Raw genomic sequence first — 17,155 nt, 5'->3', positions numbered from 1 at the left:
TTCAGGCAATTTTTTTCTGGCCTTTAATAAAACTGTAGGTCGGCTCTTTTTTCTCTCGAACAACATCACGGGTAACCAGACATTCCTTAATGTCTTTTCGTGAGGGGATATCGAACATGATCGGTCCGAGCACCCTTTCCAGCACATTACGAAGACCACGGGCGCCGGTTCCTTTCCGTTGCGCGATCCTGACGATTTCCCGTAAAGCTTCACGGGCAAATGTCAATCTGACTCTCTCCATGGAAAACAGCTTCTGATACTGTTTTGTCAGCGCATTTCTGGGCCGGGTCAGGATCTCGAGCAATGCATCTTCATCAAGCTCATCCATGCCGAACATTGCCGGTACCCGTCCAACCAGCTCGGGAATCATACCGAATTCGATAAGATCGTCGGGCTCTACTTTTCTCAGCGTATCGCCGATTTTCATCGATTTTTTACCCCGCACCTCGGCATTAAATCCCATCCGGCTCTCATTAAGCCGTCGTTCGATAATATTTTCCAGTCCTACAAACGCACCACCGCAGATAAAAAGGATATCCCGTGTATTTATCTGCACCAGGTTCTGTTCGGGATGTTTCCGTCCGCCCTTAGGCGGAACTGATGCAACAGTGCCTTCAAGAATTTTCAGCATCGCCTGCTGAACACCTTCCCCGGAAACATCACGGGTTATCGAAGGATTCGCGGATTTACGGGCAATCTTATCGAATTCATCAATGTAGATAATCCCTTTTTCGGCACCGGCAACATCGTAATTTGCCACCTGAAGAAGTCTTACCAGCATATTCTCGACATCTTCACCCACATATCCGGCCTCGGTAAAGATGGTCGCATCGACAATGGTAAAAGGAACTTTCAGCAGTTTGGCCAGCGTTTGAGCGATCAATGTTTTTCCCGTCCCGGTAGGGCCGATCATGAGGATATTGGCTTTATCGATTTCAACATCGCTTTTATCCTTCGCGGCTCTGGACAGAACACGCTTGAAATGGTTATATGCGGCAACGCATACCCCCCTTTTCACGCTATCCTGACCGATCACATACTGGTCGATAAACTCTTTTAATTCAAGGGGAGTCGGAAGCGTATCCCAGGAGAGGCCGTCGGCAATTGTTGCCTTGTCTTCTCGCAGGATTTCATTGCACATTTCAACGCAATCGTTGCAGATATGGACCGACGGGCCGGTTATCATTCTGTCGACGCCATCAGTGCCCTTACCGCAGAAAGAGCACTTGATTTTTGGATATTTGGCCTTTGTATTCATTGTACAGGCTCCATGTGTTTTTTATTCCCGGGATGAAAGAATCTCATCTATTATACCATACTCTTTTGCCTCGTTTGCGTCCATATAAAAATGACGGTCCGTATCTTTCTGGATTACATCGATTTTCTGTGCAGTATGGTTGACGAGGATATTGTTGATTGTTTCTTTTATCCGGACAATTTCTCGGGCATGAATTGCAAGGTCGGATGCCTGTCCGCCACCGCCGCCCAGGGGCTGATGGAGCATGACCCGGGAATGGGGCAGCGCATACCGTTTTCCCTTGGTGCCGGCGGCAAGTAGTACTGCTCCCATACTGGATGCCTGACCGATACAAATCGTGCAGACATCAGGTTTGATATACTGCATGGTATCATAAATCGCTAATCCGGAAGACACATACCCGCCGGGAGAATTGATATAAATTGTAATATCCTTATCGGCATCTTCATATTCCAGAAAAACAAGCTGTGCCATAAGCAAATCGGCAATCGGATCGGTGATTTCACTTCCCAAGAAAATGATCCGCTCTTTCAGCAAGCGGGAATAGATATCATACGACCGCTCACCTCGTCCGGTCTGTTCAATTACCATTGGTATGAGTGACATATATTTTTCCTTTCGTTATAGATTTCCTTATTTCTTTTCGCTTGAAAGTGTTGTTTATTGTGAATCCGGCTCAATGTCTTTTACAAGTAATGTGAGCGTTTTGAGTTCCCGGATATCGTTCCGGATCCGGTTGGTTGTTCCGTTCTGCCGAAAGACCTGTTTTATCTGATCGAAAGGTTGATTATACTGATCGGCGATCTTCTGTATTTCGGCATCCACCTCTTCCTGAGTAGCCTTGATATTTTCTTTCTTTGCAATATAATCGATGATACGGTACCGTTTAAGCGCCTTGACCGCCGATTCCCGGTAGCGGGATTCGATTTCTTCTCGGGAAGGAACAGGCCTTCCCTGAGCCGCGTATTGCTTAGCCTCCTCATAAACATGGTCGATATAATGCTCGACTCGCGAGGGAGGTACATCAAAGGGATTTTTATCGATGAGTGTATCGATCGCTTTGTTATAGGCTTCATTACGCGCCCGTTCATTTTCCCGTTGCTGAAGGTCGTTGCGGATCGCTTCCCGAAGTGCCTCCTCATCGGCAAAATCGCCCACTTTTTTCAGAAATTCTTCATTGATCTCCGGAAGCTTTCGTTCCTGGACTTTATTCACCTTTACCGACATTTTACCGGTTTTCCCTGCAAGTTCGGGATCGCCATAGTCGGATGGAAATTTGACGGTGATATCGGCGGTGTCTCCTGCGCGTAATCCGGTTAAGCCTTTATCAAATTCCTTGATCTGGCTGGCGCCAATCTCGATCGGATACTGGGGACTGGTCACTTCGGGTTTCTCTTCTCCATCAACTTCAACCCGTTCGTATTCAATCGTGACAAAATCTCCTTTTTTCGACTCCCGATCAACATCCTCGAATTCCGCAAGCCGTTCCTGAAGATTGGTAATGGCTTCATCAACATCCACTTTCTTTATCTTTTTCGGCGAAACTTTAACCTTGAGTTTTTCATATCCCTTGATTTGTATTTCCGGATCGACTTCCATTTCAATGGAAAAGGAAAGCGGAGTGCCTTCTTCGGTATTCATTTTGTTGATCTTACCCTGACTTATCGGAGTAAGTTCATGTTCCCGACAGGCCTGTTCAAATGATTTCTGTATGAGACTTTCTATCACCTCGGCACGGATTGCATCACCGTATTTCGACTTTAAAATATGGGGAGGAACTTTTCCTTTTCGAAACCCGGGAAGCTTTACCTGCTTTTTGTAGTTTCCCAGTTTTTCCGAAAAAGCGCTGTCGATTTCATCTTCAGGCACTTCTATATCCAGGATTCTTTTCCATGATTCGGGTTTTTCAATAGTGGTTTTCAATAAACTCCTCCTTCAAAGAAACATCATGCACACAATGCGAGAAGGGGGAATCGAACCCCCACAGGTTGCCCTACTAGATCCTAAGTCTAGCGCGTCTACCAATTCCGCCATCCTCGCAATAAGCGGGTAATTGTATATGGAACACCAAAAAATAACTGATTTGCCCTCAAGAAGACAATAAAAGGGGGGGACTGATCACCAATTGCGGATATTTATCAATTGGAAAAACTGGATTTATGGCATGGTCTATTGGACCATGTACTGTTGAATTACGGGCTTCGGAGTAAAAAAAGAGCCCTGCTTCAACTTACGCCGATTTTTTGAGCCCTTTTTCAAGATATAATGGTGTTTCCCTTGAATAGCTCGTGAATCCGCAGGCAGCGGCTCTACTTACTACCCAAAGTAGAATTCCCTGAAAAATGGTGTTCGGTCAAAAAATGCGATATACGCAAGTGAAACAGAGCTTATCTACTAATATAATCAAAAATTTCTAAAAATGAACAAAAATATTACAAAATCCTCCAAAAACTGGCACAGCTTCTTATAATCCAGATTTTCAGGCCAAAGGTCCCCTTTCCCAGGGTTGATTAAGTGCTGAAATCGGATATTCTCCTGCTGAAAATAAATATCTATTACTACGTTAATGATAGCATAAAATTTTGTTTATCCTTACTATTAAACATATATTTATCACTATTTAACTATATCATACCTGAGGAGTATTGTTAATGGCACAATTTATCGTTGAGGGTGGTAAGCAGCTTCACGGCTCAATAAGCGTGACAGGAAATAAAAATGAAGCACTTCCTCTCATTGCGGCGTCATTGTTATGCGCTGATCCGATCGCCCTTTACAACTCGCCTGATATTGTTGATGTTCGCACCATGCTTGAAATTGCAGAACACCTTGGAACCAGAGTAAAAAAAAATAAGCCGGGTATTATCAGTCTTCACACTCCTTCAATTGAAAAGACAGAACTGCCGCTCATGCTCTCATCGCAGATACGGGCCTCTATTCTGTTTGCTTCGGCGCTCCTTGCCCGCACAGGCCAGGCTATTATTCCTCAACCGGGGGGTGATTCTATCGGCCGACGACGTCTGGATACACATTTTCTGGTTTTTGAACACCTCGGAGCAAAGTTGAAAATACAACGGAAAGTCGACGAGCGGGGTCTTCAAACAACGGCATATGTCCTCGAAGCTCCAAAGGGTATCACCGGCGCTTCCATTTATCTTGATGAAGCATCTGTTACAGCGACAGAAAATGCTCTTATCCTGGCTTCGGCGGCAAAAGGTAAAACAACGATCGCCAACGCAGCATCAGAACCCCATGTACAGGGTCTCTGTCATTTCCTCAAGCAAATGGGGGTAAAAATAAAGGGCGTCGGTTCAAATATGCTGACCGTTTACGGAACCGATCAATTCACCCCTGCAGAACATGTGGTGGGAAGTGATTACATTGAAGCGGCATCATTTATCGGCCTTGCGGCGGCAACCAGATCGTCTATAACGGTCACCAATATCAATACTCAAATAATGCGAATGATCCTTTTTCAATTCGAACGAATCGGGGTAGTGGTAGAAAACGATTATAAAAAACGGATGATCCATGTTCCGGAAAAACAGCCGTTGACCATAAAAAAGGATCTGGGAAGCGTAATTCCAAAAATCGAAGACAGCCCCTGGCCCGGATTTCCGGCCGACCTGGTTTCAATCCTTCTTGTTGTGGCAACCCAATCCAGAGGTACCTGCCTTATTCACGAAAAAATGTTCGAAGCCCGGTTGTTTTTTGTTGACAAACTGCTGAGCATGGGCGCACAAATCGTGCTCTGTGATCCTCACCGTGCAGTTATCGTAGGCCCTTCACCCCTCTATGGAGCTTCAATCAGTTCTCCTGATATCCGTGCAGGAATGGCACTGCTCATTGCAGCACTTGCCGCAGAAGGTCAGAGTCATATACAAAACATCGATCAAATTGACAGGGGATATCAGAATATCGACATCCGGTTGCAGAGTTTAGGGGCCCAAATCACGAGAAAAGAATAACTGCACCATTATACATCCCTGAGCTTGAAATGGTTTCAGACACTTTTGGGTAAACAGTTTAATATTTTTTTCTTGATCCTGATAAATTACTGAAGGTAATTTTATCTTACAAAAGATTTGTGCCTGATTTCCTTTAAAGGCCATTTAATGTATTATACTCTCGAACAACTTCTTCCGATCCTCAAGAAAGTTACCATCTTTGCCGGTCTGGGTGAAGAGAATATCAGCCGGATTGCGGAAAAATGTGAAATCGTGAAATTTCCCGCCGGTGATGTTATTATCAGAGAAGGTGAGCAGGGAAAAGACATTCTGATTATAATCAGCGGTACGGCCAAAGTTATTCTGGATATCGATAGAGAAGCACTTGAAATCATTCAGCTTGGAGCGGGCAAATGTCTTGGTGAGGTATCTGTGATCGGAATATTGAACCATAGTGCTTCGGTGGTTGCCATCGAAGATATCGAGGTGCTGGTTTTGTCGAGAAAAATCATGATGGAAATATTCGACAGAGACAAAAATCTTTTTTCAATTCTCATTCTCAATATTGCCCGCGAGCTTGCACGACGGCTCCATCATACCGACGAAATTCTCCTTCATTACGGGAAAAGAGCCGCGGGAATCCACTAAAAGACGGTGTAATACAAAGCAGACAGACATAATGTCGCCACAATCATTACCCCTGCAGGCCCGATCAGCCAGGGATAGGATTGTATCAGCCGGGATTTGAAATACTCGTTGGTGACCATAAAACAGATATGCACCGGTGAAAGCAACATGCCCACATAACCGAAACCGAAGGCGAGTGCGGTCGTTGCTGCAATTACATTAAATTCGGGTGATTCCCCTAAAAGTGCAAAAACAAGGGGAAAACTTGCTCCTACAAATCCCATGGCAATACCGGTAATAATACCCGAGATAAGCGGGACTAACATGATCACAAGCACCAGCGGAATGCCGGTTTCCAGAAACTCATCACGCATAAGCGAAACAAGGGTCATCCCCTCTTTTCCCAGGGGCGTTTTCAAGGCAACAGAATAGAGCTGTACCCCCAGTACTACGGCAATAATTGTCCAGAGACTTTTCTGTTTAAAGATCTGAAGCGTTGGAATGATTGCACCGGTCTTTTTAAAAAATACCAGGACCAGTGAAAACCCTAATCCGGCAAGAATTGCAGGAATATTACTCAATGATTCCGGTGATCCGAGAATTTTCATTGCCCAGGTCCCCGCAACAGCAAAAAGCACCAGTGCGCCGATAGGAACCAGCGTATGCATCACGGCCTTAGTGTCATACACGATATTTTCATTATCAACCTTTTTTGATATAATGGAGCGAAGGATAAAAAAGTATCCTGCAGCAACCGCAACGATAGTAAAGGGGATTTGAAGGGCGAAATAGATGCCGGGAGGAAGCTGCGAAAACTTAATTGCTAAAATCACACCGGGATAAAGCGGCCACCAGTATTCCCATATATGTCTGAACCAGTAATTGATCGCCACTTTATGGGCCGAGTGTAACGAATCGTTTTCATCGACCGACTTAACAAAAGGAGCAGAAAACAATGCACCTCCGGGCATGGGAAGCAACCCGATGAGGGCGGGAAATCCGGCATAAAGAACGGTCGTCTTCTTGAATATCCCTTTTAATGCATCAATTGTCCGCTGCATTTTCCCTGTCTTTCGAAGGGCCTCGGTGAAAAAAATCAGCGCAACGATCGCTATAAGAAGCAATACATTTTCTGGAAGAAGCAGCAATCTTAAACGACGAAAGACACGGCCGAATCCGGTGCCGGCCCAAATCATAAGGCCCAGAGAATTAACAAACATGGAAATCCCCAGCGGAATTTTCATTCGATACAACAGTAATATACCAAAGAATGAAACTGCTATTTTTATGAACGCGGGGATGGAGAGTAACCAGTCTGCCATTGAAATCTTATATTCCGTTATTCAAAAAAATGATCGCCATTTATTCAAGTCAGCCTCGTAAAAATACTATTCGGTTTTTCAATCTATATCACCCTCAAAGTATCTTTAATTCACAGGACACACGACGGTGTCCTTGACGACACGTTTCAATAAAAAATTTACCTGAGCGATTTCATGAGCAACGAATCAGAAAAAACGAATTCGACCTTACAGAAAGTTGTCAGAAGCGGCGTTGTTTTCATTCTTATCATTGTAATCTTTTTCTTTATTGAGATACTTCCCTTGCATTTCGGCCCCCGACAGATTCCGTGGGAAGGTCTGATACCAGTGATAAAAAGCAAGCTTCCGAGGATAACACTTATCGCAGCAGCGGCGGCAGTCTTTATAAGCCTGCGGAGAACACAATAAATCACCAACTGCAAATCGCCACTAAAATTGTAACGTCTTGTATATCAAAACATATATTTGAATGTAATAATGTTATATCACCTATCCAAAAGGAAAAAAAAATCATTCCATTCTCTTTATCCCCGGCAGGAAAATATCAGTAATTATGCTCATTGAATATCTTTACCGTAATACCGAAATCTATCTGCTGTACAGCCGTCTTTTCAGCACAAGCATTGCAACGATCCTTTCATTCGGCGCCGCGATGATTACCTTCCCCTTCTATATCAATTACCTTCGAAAACTCAACTTCAGTTCGGAATTGGAACCGGAAAAAAACGGCAAAGGTGAACCGGTCATGCCGGCGGGAATTCTTTTTTTAATAATTATAATTGCGGTATCCCTCCTCACCGCCCGGTTTAATTCCTATGTGATATCTACTCTTATCATTTATTCTTTTTTCAGTATAATCGGTGCGGTGGATGATATAGCCAAAATAGTCAACAAACGGCGGCTGGCAAAAGGGCTGATAACAAAGCAGGACTATCAGTATAAATCGGACGGTATTTCTGCCAGCCTCAGATTGACGCTTTATATTCTCATTTCAGGCGGCGTTGCTATTCTTGCCTATAAGTATATTCCCAATATTAATGGTCATATTACCATTCCTTTTCTCAGCGTCGAAAAGATTTTTCCCTATCTTCCGGCTTGGCTCTTTGTACCGTTTATGACACTGGTTGTTGCGGTATTGGCCAACGGCGTGAATTTTACCGATGGTGTCGATACACTGGCGACAGTACCGCTTATCACCTGTTATATTTTCGTTGTGATTATTTCATATATAGCAAGCAACAGTGTCTGGGCGGAATACCTTTTAATTCCCCATATAACCGGCGTTGAAGAAATATTGCCCATAGGCGGCGCCGTATTCGGCGTCCTCCTGGCATTTCTCTGGTTCAATTCTCCACCGTCAACAATCATCATGGGTGATTCAGGTTCCATCGGTCTTGGTGGCATGGTGGCGATTATGTTTGTTTTTATCAAGGCCGAATTTTACCTGCCCATTGTCGGTTTTATTTTCATGATGGAGTTCGTTTCTGATATCATTCAGATTTTCTGGTTTAAAACAACGGGCAAACGTTTTTTTCTTATGGCACCGATTCATCATCATTTCCAGCTGAAAATGATAAAAGATCCCTTTTACTGCAATAACAAATTTTTCGTAAACTCCAAAATCAGATGGCGGTTTCATATTCTCTCGGTTATACTTCTTATCGTGGGATTGATACTGTTTCTGAAAGTACGATAGTGGACGAAAGCTGCATTAAAATCTCAACGCCACAAAAACCATTGTATCGGATCTTTATAGTAGCGTTAATTTCACTACTCTTTTCTCCAAAAAACAGTCGACATTAACCGGTTTAAAGGCTACAATTAATATCCTATGGTAACAGATCTCTCATCGAACTATACATCACCGGCAGGCCGAGAATTTACTCTTGTTGCAGGTCGGTTTGCCGGCATTAACCCCGGCAGTCGGGTTCTGGATATGGGATGTGGCTATGGTGAAGGGACCTGCAATCTTGCACAGGAATTCAGATGCAAAATCACTGCTATCGACAATTCAAAAGAAAATATCGCCTTTGCAAAACAACTGGCGGTTGAAAGGACCGTAAGCCACCTTATCTCGTTTGAAAAACAGGATATCTTCGCAGCGGATTACAAAGATGAACCCTTTGAGCTTGTTCTTGCCGAAGGAGGGGTCTTATCCTTTATCGGCAGGAAAGAAGGCCTCAGTCTTGCACGATCATGGTCTGTTTCCCGCGGATGGCTCGCCTTTTCCGATTTGATATTTCTTTCGGAAGATGTTCCCAATGAAGTGAGTAATGTATTTGAAGCGAATAAATACCATTATGAATCGGAAGCCTCTTACAGGAAACTGATTAATAATGCCGGGTTCGACATACAATTTATTTGCCTTGTCCCTCAGAGCGGGTGGGATAACTATTATGCCCATATGGCGAAGCGTCTTGAAGATCAAAAGGGTTTTTTTGCCGATAAGCGGGTCAAACTTGCCTTTCATAAAGAGATTGATATTTTTTATCGCAAGGAAGCATTCCGATATATGGGGTATCTTTTTTGTATTGCCCGAAAAACCGAATAGGAAAAAGTATACTTTCTGTGATCGCTGTCACAGCGTATATCGACAACAAATCATATATTAAATGAATTTATATGGCTCATTCGAAACCCGACTCAAAAATCAGGAAATCTCATAGGTGCATTATATTGAAAGCAAAACCATTTAACTTATCAGCTACTCTTTATTAAGGAGGTTTTATGCAGAATCTCTTAAAACTATCTGCACTTTCCCTTGTGGCGGCCGCAGTCTGCGCTCAAGCACAGATACAACCAGTAGTATCCGGCGATAATGGAGAAGGCAAGGTCGATTGGGGGGATCGGTATATCATCGCATCGGGTATAGGTGCTCCGAACCCGGATCTTCCTGAAGCAGCTCAGCGTCCGGCAGCTATTCGTGCCGCAACGATGGTAGCGGTCAGGAACGCACTGGAAACAGCCAAAGGGATTCTGTTGAATTCTAGTACGACTGTTGAAAATTTCATGACTACAAGTGATATCATCACAACGAAAGTTTCGGGCTTTGTTAAGGGTTTCGAGCAGGAGGGCCGTACAAAATATATGAGTGACGGCTCTGTTGAAGTCACTATGAAAATTCCTTTGGACGGCATCAACGGACTGGGAAATCAACTCTACAGTGGTGATATTGGTGATAAGCCCGCTGTTACCAAATTCGAAGGTAAAAAGGCCAAAGAGAAGACCGTATTCACCGGCTTGATCATTGATTGTCGGGGGCTGAATGTCAAACCCGCACTCAGCGCCAAAATACTGGACCAATCGGGTAAAGAAGTGTATGGAAGTGCCTATATTTCACGGGAATGGGCGGTAAAATACGGTATGGTCGGCTATGCCAAAAATATCGAGCAGGCAGCCAAACTCGATCGCCTTGGTGAGGCTCCCGGTAAAATCAAAGCAGTAAAAGCATCGGGCCAGAACAGTACCGATGTTGTTATTTCCGATGAAGATGCTGCGGATGTTCGCAGTGCTGCGAAGAATCTGAAGTTTCTCTCTCAGTGTAGAGTAGTATTTGTTATCGATTGAATGTATCAATGAGAATCCCGCCCCAAAGGGGCACTCAGGAAGGAAATGATCATGAGAAAAAAAATGCTGATTCACATTGGAGGACTGCTTGTTATAGCAGGAATGATTTCTATAATGCCGGGTTGTACCAAGGCACGAAAAGCCGGCGGCCACATGGATACTCCGGAAGTCCATTATAAGCAGGGGATGAAATACTGGGATCAGGAAGAAATTGCCAAGGCCGAAGAAGAATTCAAGCTGGCAAAATCGCTCGATCCGAAATTTGGCCTCGCCTATTCGGGTTTAGCTTTAACAACGGCAAAAAAAGCCCAGGATGCTCCTGATAAAGATGCAATGAAAGACGGATTTAAAGAGGCCCACAAACTTGCCGATAAAGGAAAAAGTCTGGCATCCAAAGAACCCGGAGCGTTTATCGCAAAAGCGATGGTAATTACAATGGAAAAGCAAGGCAGAGAAGAACCCCGGAAGTGGATCAGGGATGTGGAAGCCGAATACAACCGGGCTATTAAACTGGATCCTCAGAATGCAGAAGCCTATTATCGGCGCGGGTACAGCTATAAAAAAGCCTACATGTTTTCTGAAGCCAAGGAAGATTTTGCCAAAGTGCTTGAACTCGACAAGGGTTTTACCAACAAAGCCGATCGGGAATTCAAGTTGATCAACGACATTGAACGGGCTGCTCCCGGTACTGAAGTAGGAAAGAAGATCGCACTGGTAGAAAAAATATCCCGTGCAGATATCGCAGCCCTCTTTGTCTCAGAGTTGAAAATCGACAAACTTGTCGAGAAAAAACGCCCTAAAGAATACAATAACGAATTCAATGCTCCTGATGATCCCCGGGAAATGCAGGTCGATCAAAATGTCAAAATGGCTGAGATTACCGATATGGATGGGCACTGGGCAAAGAATTTTGTCATAGATATTGTTGATCTGAACATCCGCGGCCTTGAACCATATCCCGACCATACGTTCCATCCTCAGGAACTGGTAAGCCGGGGTGAATACGCCATGATGGTTGAGGATGCGATCATTGCGATTACCGGCGATGAAAGTATTGCGACAAAATATGTAGGTGAGACCGAAAGCCGGTTCCCCGACGTGAATCCTTCACACCCGAGCTATAACGCGGTCTGCACTGCTGCAGACCGGGGTATAATGGATGCCGAGATCAACGGTGAATTCGGCATACAACAATCGGTTACCGGCCCTGAAGCTCTTCTGGTTATTCGCAAATTGAAAAATTTCCTTAAACTGGAATAATATCTTACCGGCTCTTAACGATTATTTAAGGCAGGATCGTTGATCCTGCCTTTTTTAATGAATGCACCGTAATCCAAGGGACCACTTGACCATCCATCCATTTCAGGATATACTTTCATTTGAGGGTTTATGCTTGAACTGGTTGCAAAAGATCCGCAGGGAAACAATATTTTTATCTCCGGTCTCTTTGAGAATCAATGTTATAAGGTTGAAATCGAAGGCCCGGATAAAAAGCATTTTTCTCCATGTGAACTCTGTTTCACTACCAGACTTGCTGCGGAACTTGCCGCCCGTGAAGCTTCACGACATGAAATTGAATCTTCCGAATTCTGTAAAACCCTTGTCGATCTTGCTGAAGCTCAGAATTCATAAAGGACACTGCCTGTGACCAAACATCTGTCTGTGCAACTCAAGGGCAATGAGAAATGCAAAAGTATTCATGTCGGCGGCGATATAATAAGCTCCAGAATTAAAGAACTGTCGAGAATGGTCGAAAGCATCGAAAAAGCTAAATGCAGCCGGTTGATTCTTGATTTGACACAGGTTACCTTTGTCGACAGCTACGGCCTTGGAGCCTTTGTCTATTACCATACCATGCTCTCGAAAGCCGGAACCGAACTGCTCGTTGCGGCAAATGGAGCTCTCAAAGAGACGTTAACGAGTTGTAATCTGGACAAAGTTCTCAATATTGTAGATCCCTTTGATTTGCTTGCCGACTTTCCTCTTGATAAAACAACAGAGAAATAAAGCGGGATTATGATCCACTAACAGGTATGCCGGATCAAAAAAAACAAGCCCCTCGCAAGTTTTACCTTCCGAAGGGCTTATTTGGTACACCATCAAGGATTCGAACCTTGGACCCGCTGATTAAGAGTCAGCTGCTCTACCAACTGAGCTAATGGTGCATTCGTTTTCTCTTTTGGTTGTCTAAAATACTAAATTTATTTCAATAAAACAAAAATTCGTTCCAAACCGGCTAGAGCAATAAATCCAGTGCACGTAAAAACAAGGAAACCATATTGTCGGTTGGCCGTGTAGGTAGTGCACTGTTAACCAGGTCGAGCGCAACAGGTTCACCTTTGAGGGTATCGCTTTCCCCGGTCATTGAAGGCACAATAAGATTGAAAAACAGATCAGCAGATAATTTATAGGGAATATCCCGTCCTTCGATAATTTTCTGGAACGTGCTTTTCGAGAAAGCCGGATTATCCAGCATGAGCGGGAAGGCAATGGCCATTTTAGTCGAATCATTGCCCTTAACGCTGAACGTATCGACCCTGGTGGTTACGGCACTGTCCTGTTTTGTCGTATCATTAATCCGCAGATGAAAATCAGCGCCGTCAAATACCGCCCGGTTCTCGTTGGGATTATTTGCCGTAAGCGTACAAATAACGTTCAATCCTGTTGTTGAGAGGTACTGATCGTATATGTTCTGATCAGCTTCGGAAGAACCGGCTTTTTTAGGCATTACATCCAAAATTGTTTGCAACCCGGCAGGAATAACCGGTGAAACCGCAACATTATCGAACCTGAAATCGACCCCAAACACCATGAGCTTGTCTCTGATCTGCTCGGTAATTTCGCAGGAAAAAAACAAGACACAGACAGCGACACTTAAATATTTCACGTTTTTCATTCGGCCTCCCGGTTCCTGGTGGAATTATTGGAGATCTCGCCCTGCTTCATCAGGTATGATATTCGGCGTTGATCTTAATATAATCATAGGTTAAATCACAGGTATGCGCAACAGCACAGGTATTTCCCTGCCCCAGATCGATATCAATAGTCACGACTTTTTTATTCAGGGCAGCCCGCATCTTTTTTTCGGGAAATGAGACCGGGGAAGTCCCTTTGCATACAGGCATTTTGCCTAAGCACACTCTCAGCTTTTCTTTTGAGAACCGCGCGCCCGAATATCCGATCGCACAGAGAATTCTGCCCCAGTTGGGATCATTCCCGAAAATCGCTGTTTTTACCAGGTTGGAATTTGCAACCGCCTTTGCTGCAAGTTTTGAATCTTTATATGTTTTACCTCCAACGACATTAACCTCTATACGCTTCGTCGCCCCTTCACCATCTTCGGCAATTTTCGCACAGAGATTATTGCATACCTGAAACAATGCCCTTTCAAAAAGTTTGAGATCGGATTTTGATGATATTTTCACCCCGGAAGTTCCGTTTGCAAGGATCAGTGCCATATCATTGGTGGAACAATCACCATCAACCGTCAGATTATTAAATGTCCAGTCCACCACGCGTTTCATGACTCCATTCAATTCACGGGTTCCCAGAGCACTATCGGTTGTAATAAACGAGAGCATTGTTGCCATATTCGGATGGATCATGCCCGAACCTTTTGCACTTCCGCCGATATGAAATGTCCCTTGGGACGTGACCACTCTTACGGCATATTCTTTGAACCTGGTATCGGTCGTCATTATGGCCTGGGAAAAGAGACGGCCATTTCCGGTGGAAGCACCCTGTACCAGCCCCGGGATCGAATGGAGGATGGATTCCATGGGAAGTGAATTCCCTATAACACCGGTCGAGGCGACAAGAACCGATTTCATTTTAGTTTTCAAGCAACGAGCAACCGCTTGAGCAAGAGCTTTGGTATCCTTTTCACCTTGAACACCGGTACAGGCATTGGCATTGCCACTGTTGCAAAATATTGCCGTTATATCATTTGAAGGAAGTATTTTTTCGCACCAGTTCACGCAGGAAGCTCGTATATTGTTTTGCGTAAAAGCTCCGGCAGCGGTGCAGGGGACCTCACTTCCTATAAATGCTGCATCACAGTCACCCGACTGTTTGATCCCGGCATACAAGCCATTTGCCGTAAATCCCTTCGAAGCGGTTACGCCTCCCTGTACTGATTTGATCTGGGGTGTTGAACTCATTAACGCCTCTCACTCAAATTTTTATAAACAAATATCTTGAATATCAGAACTCTGATACTGAATAATGGCTGCCATCAACCAACTGAAAGGCCGACCGGCTTTAGGAAAAATATAATCGGGACACTCCGTATGATGAGATAAATTCCAAAACCCCCGGAATAACCAGCGTTATTTTGCCTACACCCCTGCCGGTCTCAAAATACCTTATCAGGTGATATATCTAATATATTGACAAACCCGGCACAAACATTTATACTTAAAAATTGGATGTATTTTCCAGCAATTTGAAACAGATGTTCTAATCTTGTGAAACGCTACACAATTTCCATCGTTCAATTAGTCATGATACCCTTCGTGCTCCGGGCCCAGGAACTCTATGAGCCCCCACACCGATCAACATCATTTGTCCCTCCTCAACGCAGCGTAAGCCGGGAAAATTATTACCTGGTAAAAAAGTGGGACACGCTTTGGGATCTGTCCGGCCGCTTTCTGGAAAATCCTTTCAGATGGAAAGAGATCCACCGGCTTAATCCCTCTATCGGAAATCCGCACTGGATATATCCCGGCAATAAGCTCATTATTCCGGGAGTGCATAGCACATCATCCTATTCTTCGGTCGAAAAGCCGGATTTTTATGCACTCACCAGAGGCTTTCTTGACAACACGGCAGCAGAAGACAGCGATACATCAGCAAAAGCAACTCTCCAAGACACCTCACAGCAACAGAAAAATGATTCTCTCCTCGATTATTCCGACCTTCGTGCAACACTGTTGTCGGATAACTTTTTCTCTCCCCAGTTCATGGAGAGGATCGGTTTTCTCTGGTTTCAGAAAGATGCAAAAGGTATGCTGTACCCGGGGAATGGAGTCATAACGGAATGCGACGATCAAAATGTATACCGTCAATTTGATGATATGACTGCAGAACTCTATGACGGAGCATCCTACTCACGAGGCGACCTGGTCAACATATACCATTCCGATCGTTTTGTGAAATTCAAAGGAAAAACGGCCAATCTGGTCAGAGTAGTGGCAAAGGCAAAAGTTGTTCTGGTGAAAGATTCTCGAATCCGCCTGCAGCTTTATAAACTCTGGGACATCGTGGAATGTGACGATCATATCGGTCCTGCGCCCCCACCGGAACCACTGGAATTCGACGATTTGGTCGACGCTCCCTCGGCAGTAGAGGCAGAAGTCTTTGAGAGAATCGAAGAAACCGAAAGTCCCTATTTATTCAGATGCTTTTTGATCGATCAAGGCAGTGAGAAAGGGATTACTACAGGCGATCTCTTTGCGATATACCCTGTTAAAGAAGATAATGTCAGCGATCGTCCATCGGCAATTGCCTGTGTTGTTAATACCCGGGAAACATCGAGTTCGCTGGTTGTGGTAAAACTGTTTTCGACCCGGATCGAACCGGGAGATAAGGCGATACGCGTTAAAAGAATCAAATTCAAGGAATAACTATGGCTCGACTTCTGATAAAATTCGGCAGGCGACTGGTTGTCAGTAAACGGCATAAGCAGGTACGTTCCAGTATTATTTTCCTGTTCACCAATTTTCTGGGCACCATGAGTATACTCTTTGCAATCGAAGTACTGCTCATTATGTGCGGTCTCGAGAATATCTGCCTGCCTATCAATTACGGTGCAATTGATATCCTTTCGAAGGTCATTTTTTAATCGTCTCCATCGAGTAAGAGGAGGGCTCACACCCTCCGTCTTCTCACACCACCGTACGTACGGTTCCGTATACGGCGGTTCGTGATTGATTACGGATCGTTATAAATCGATCGAGCAGTGACGTCAGACCCATTTTGTCAAAGTCGGCCTTCTTGAAAGCTTCGTTCATGTGTGAGGCCCCAGCATTCCACCAAGGCCCACGTCCGTTTGTGGCGGATCTCCATGCACGAACTTCATCCAGACCACGCTTCATCAAGTTCTTCGCTCTGGTATAAGGACGCTTCCATTGGCGCCATTTGATACGCCGCAGTTTACGGCGTATCCATTGGTCGAGTTCCTCGAACACATTCTTTACCTCTGCTAGCTTGAAGTAAGATTGCCATCCGATTAGAACAACCGATATTTCCTTACACACCGTTACAATATTACGGCCCCGACCTTTGCGGAGTATGTCCCGCAACTTGCCCTTGAGTCGTTCTACCGAACGTGGTGCCACCTTCAGACGAACTTTCTTCTCATTTGTCATCGAGTAGCCAAGAAATTTACGTTTCCATGGACGGTCTACTGCACTCTTGTTGGCGTTCACCTTCAG

At 44.5% G+C, this 17,155-nt stretch carries 18 protein-coding genes and 2 tRNA genes; 11 read left to right on the top strand and 9 right to left on the bottom strand.

The annotated features are described in order from the left end of the window. Position 1 precedes the first annotated feature (1 nt). From clpX to GF401_05580, 4 genes are all read right to left on the bottom strand, one after another. The gene (gene clpX / locus GF401_05595; protein ID MBD3344516.1) at positions 2-1,258 is read right to left on the bottom strand and encodes an ATP-dependent Clp protease ATP-binding subunit ClpX; all 1,257 of its coding nucleotides are present in this window, start codon (positions 1,256-1,258) and stop codon (positions 2-4) included. A gap of 21 nt (positions 1,259-1,279) precedes the next feature. Beyond that, the gene (gene clpP, locus GF401_05590) at positions 1,280-1,864 is read right to left on the bottom strand and encodes an ATP-dependent Clp endopeptidase proteolytic subunit ClpP (GenBank protein MBD3344515.1); all 585 of its coding nucleotides are present in this window, start codon (positions 1,862-1,864) and stop codon (positions 1,280-1,282) included. 54 nt (positions 1,865-1,918) lie between these two features. After that, on the bottom strand, positions 1,919-3,181 hold the full coding sequence (tig, locus tag GF401_05585) for a trigger factor (GenBank protein ID MBD3344514.1): 1,263 nt from the start codon (positions 3,179-3,181) through the stop codon (positions 1,919-1,921). A gap of 35 nt (positions 3,182-3,216) precedes the next feature. Beyond that, positions 3,217-3,298 (bottom strand) — tRNA-Leu (locus tag GF401_05580). A gap of 611 nt (positions 3,299-3,909) precedes the next feature. Between GF401_05580 and murA the strand changes: the two genes are divergently transcribed. Both murA and GF401_05570 read left to right on the top strand, forming a co-directional pair. Continuing rightward, positions 3,910-5,226 carry a UDP-N-acetylglucosamine 1-carboxyvinyltransferase gene (gene murA, locus GF401_05575; GenBank protein ID MBD3344513.1) on the top strand — a complete coding sequence of 439 codons (1,317 nt, stop codon included), beginning with the start codon at positions 3,910-3,912 and terminating at the stop codon, positions 5,224-5,226. Positions 5,227-5,373: 147 nt separating this feature from the next. Next, entirely contained in the window at positions 5,374-5,853 is a 480-nt protein-coding gene (locus GF401_05570) for a cyclic nucleotide-binding domain-containing protein (protein ID MBD3344512.1), read from the top strand. Here GF401_05570 and GF401_05565 read toward each other — a convergent pair. Further along, a complete protein-coding gene (locus GF401_05565; GenBank protein MBD3344511.1) occupies positions 5,850-7,154 on the bottom strand; it encodes a DUF401 family protein in 1,305 nt (434 codons plus the stop codon). The genes GF401_05570 and GF401_05565 overlap by 4 nt on opposite strands. Positions 7,155-7,328: 174 nt before the next feature. Between GF401_05565 and GF401_05560 the strand changes: the two genes are divergently transcribed. The 7 genes from GF401_05560 (at position 7,329) to GF401_05530 (ending at position 12,728) form a co-directional block, all read left to right on the top strand. Further along, positions 7,329-7,562, top strand: coding sequence for a hypothetical protein (locus GF401_05560; GenBank protein MBD3344510.1), 234 nt, complete (start codon positions 7,329-7,331; stop codon positions 7,560-7,562). Between the two features lie 145 nt (positions 7,563-7,707). Beyond that, positions 7,708-8,850, top strand: coding sequence for a phospho-N-acetylmuramoyl-pentapeptide-transferase (locus tag GF401_05555; GenBank protein MBD3344509.1), 1,143 nt, complete (start codon positions 7,708-7,710; stop codon positions 8,848-8,850). A gap of 135 nt (positions 8,851-8,985) precedes the next feature. Further along, positions 8,986-9,705 carry a methyltransferase domain-containing protein gene (locus tag GF401_05550; protein ID MBD3344508.1) on the top strand — a complete coding sequence of 240 codons (720 nt, stop codon included), beginning with the start codon at positions 8,986-8,988 and terminating at the stop codon, positions 9,703-9,705. 176 nt (positions 9,706-9,881) lie between these two features. After that, entirely contained in the window at positions 9,882-10,721 is an 840-nt protein-coding gene (locus GF401_05545) for a hypothetical protein (protein MBD3344507.1), read from the top strand. Positions 10,722-10,766: 45 nt separating this feature from the next. Then, positions 10,767-11,981 carry a tetratricopeptide repeat protein gene (locus tag GF401_05540; GenBank protein MBD3344506.1) on the top strand — a complete coding sequence of 405 codons (1,215 nt, stop codon included), beginning with the start codon at positions 10,767-10,769 and terminating at the stop codon, positions 11,979-11,981. Between the two features lie 129 nt (positions 11,982-12,110). Then, positions 12,111-12,353: a hypothetical protein gene (locus tag GF401_05535; protein MBD3344505.1), complete on the top strand. Its 243-nt coding sequence runs from the start codon at positions 12,111-12,113 to the stop codon at positions 12,351-12,353. Positions 12,354-12,359: 6 nt separating this feature from the next. After that, on the top strand, positions 12,360-12,728 hold the full coding sequence (locus GF401_05530) for an STAS domain-containing protein (GenBank protein ID MBD3344504.1): 369 nt from the start codon (positions 12,360-12,362) through the stop codon (positions 12,726-12,728). Positions 12,729-12,810: 82 nt separating this feature from the next. On the opposite strand, the gene GF401_05525 is transcribed toward GF401_05530, so the two are convergent. The 3 genes from GF401_05525 to argJ all read right to left on the bottom strand — a co-directional run bounded on the left by GF401_05525 (position 12,811) and on the right by argJ (position 14,881). After that, a tRNA-Lys gene (locus GF401_05525) sits at positions 12,811-12,886 on the bottom strand. Between the two features lie 71 nt (positions 12,887-12,957). After that, a complete protein-coding gene (locus GF401_05520) occupies positions 12,958-13,617 on the bottom strand; it encodes a hypothetical protein (GenBank protein ID MBD3344503.1) in 660 nt (219 codons plus the stop codon). 49 nt (positions 13,618-13,666) lie between these two features. Continuing rightward, on the bottom strand, positions 13,667-14,881 hold the full coding sequence (gene argJ / locus GF401_05515) for a bifunctional glutamate N-acetyltransferase/amino-acid acetyltransferase ArgJ (protein MBD3344502.1): 1,215 nt from the start codon (positions 14,879-14,881) through the stop codon (positions 13,667-13,669). Positions 14,882-15,187: 306 nt separating this feature from the next. Between argJ and GF401_05510 the strand changes: the two genes are divergently transcribed. Together GF401_05510 and GF401_05505 are read left to right on the top strand one after the other, a co-directional pair. Further along, on the top strand, positions 15,188-16,345 hold the full coding sequence (locus GF401_05510; protein MBD3344501.1) for a LysM peptidoglycan-binding domain-containing protein: 1,158 nt from the start codon (positions 15,188-15,190) through the stop codon (positions 16,343-16,345). A 2-nt stretch (positions 16,346-16,347) separates the two neighbouring features. Then, complete coding sequence (locus GF401_05505) at positions 16,348-16,563, top strand: hypothetical protein (protein MBD3344500.1); 216 nt, start codon at positions 16,348-16,350, stop codon at positions 16,561-16,563. Between the two features lie 43 nt (positions 16,564-16,606). Here GF401_05505 and GF401_05500 read toward each other — a convergent pair. Further along, positions 16,607-17,155 (bottom strand): group II intron reverse transcriptase/maturase (locus GF401_05500; GenBank protein MBD3344499.1); only part of this gene is annotated, 549 nt, incomplete at its 5' end.

This window comes from Chitinivibrionales bacterium (assembly GCA_014728215.1).
GTDB lineage: Bacteria > Fibrobacterota > Chitinivibrionia > Chitinivibrionales > WJKA01 > WJKA01.
The sequence above is the reverse complement of the archived record's forward strand: the minus strand, read 5'-3'. Positions and strand labels throughout refer to the sequence as shown.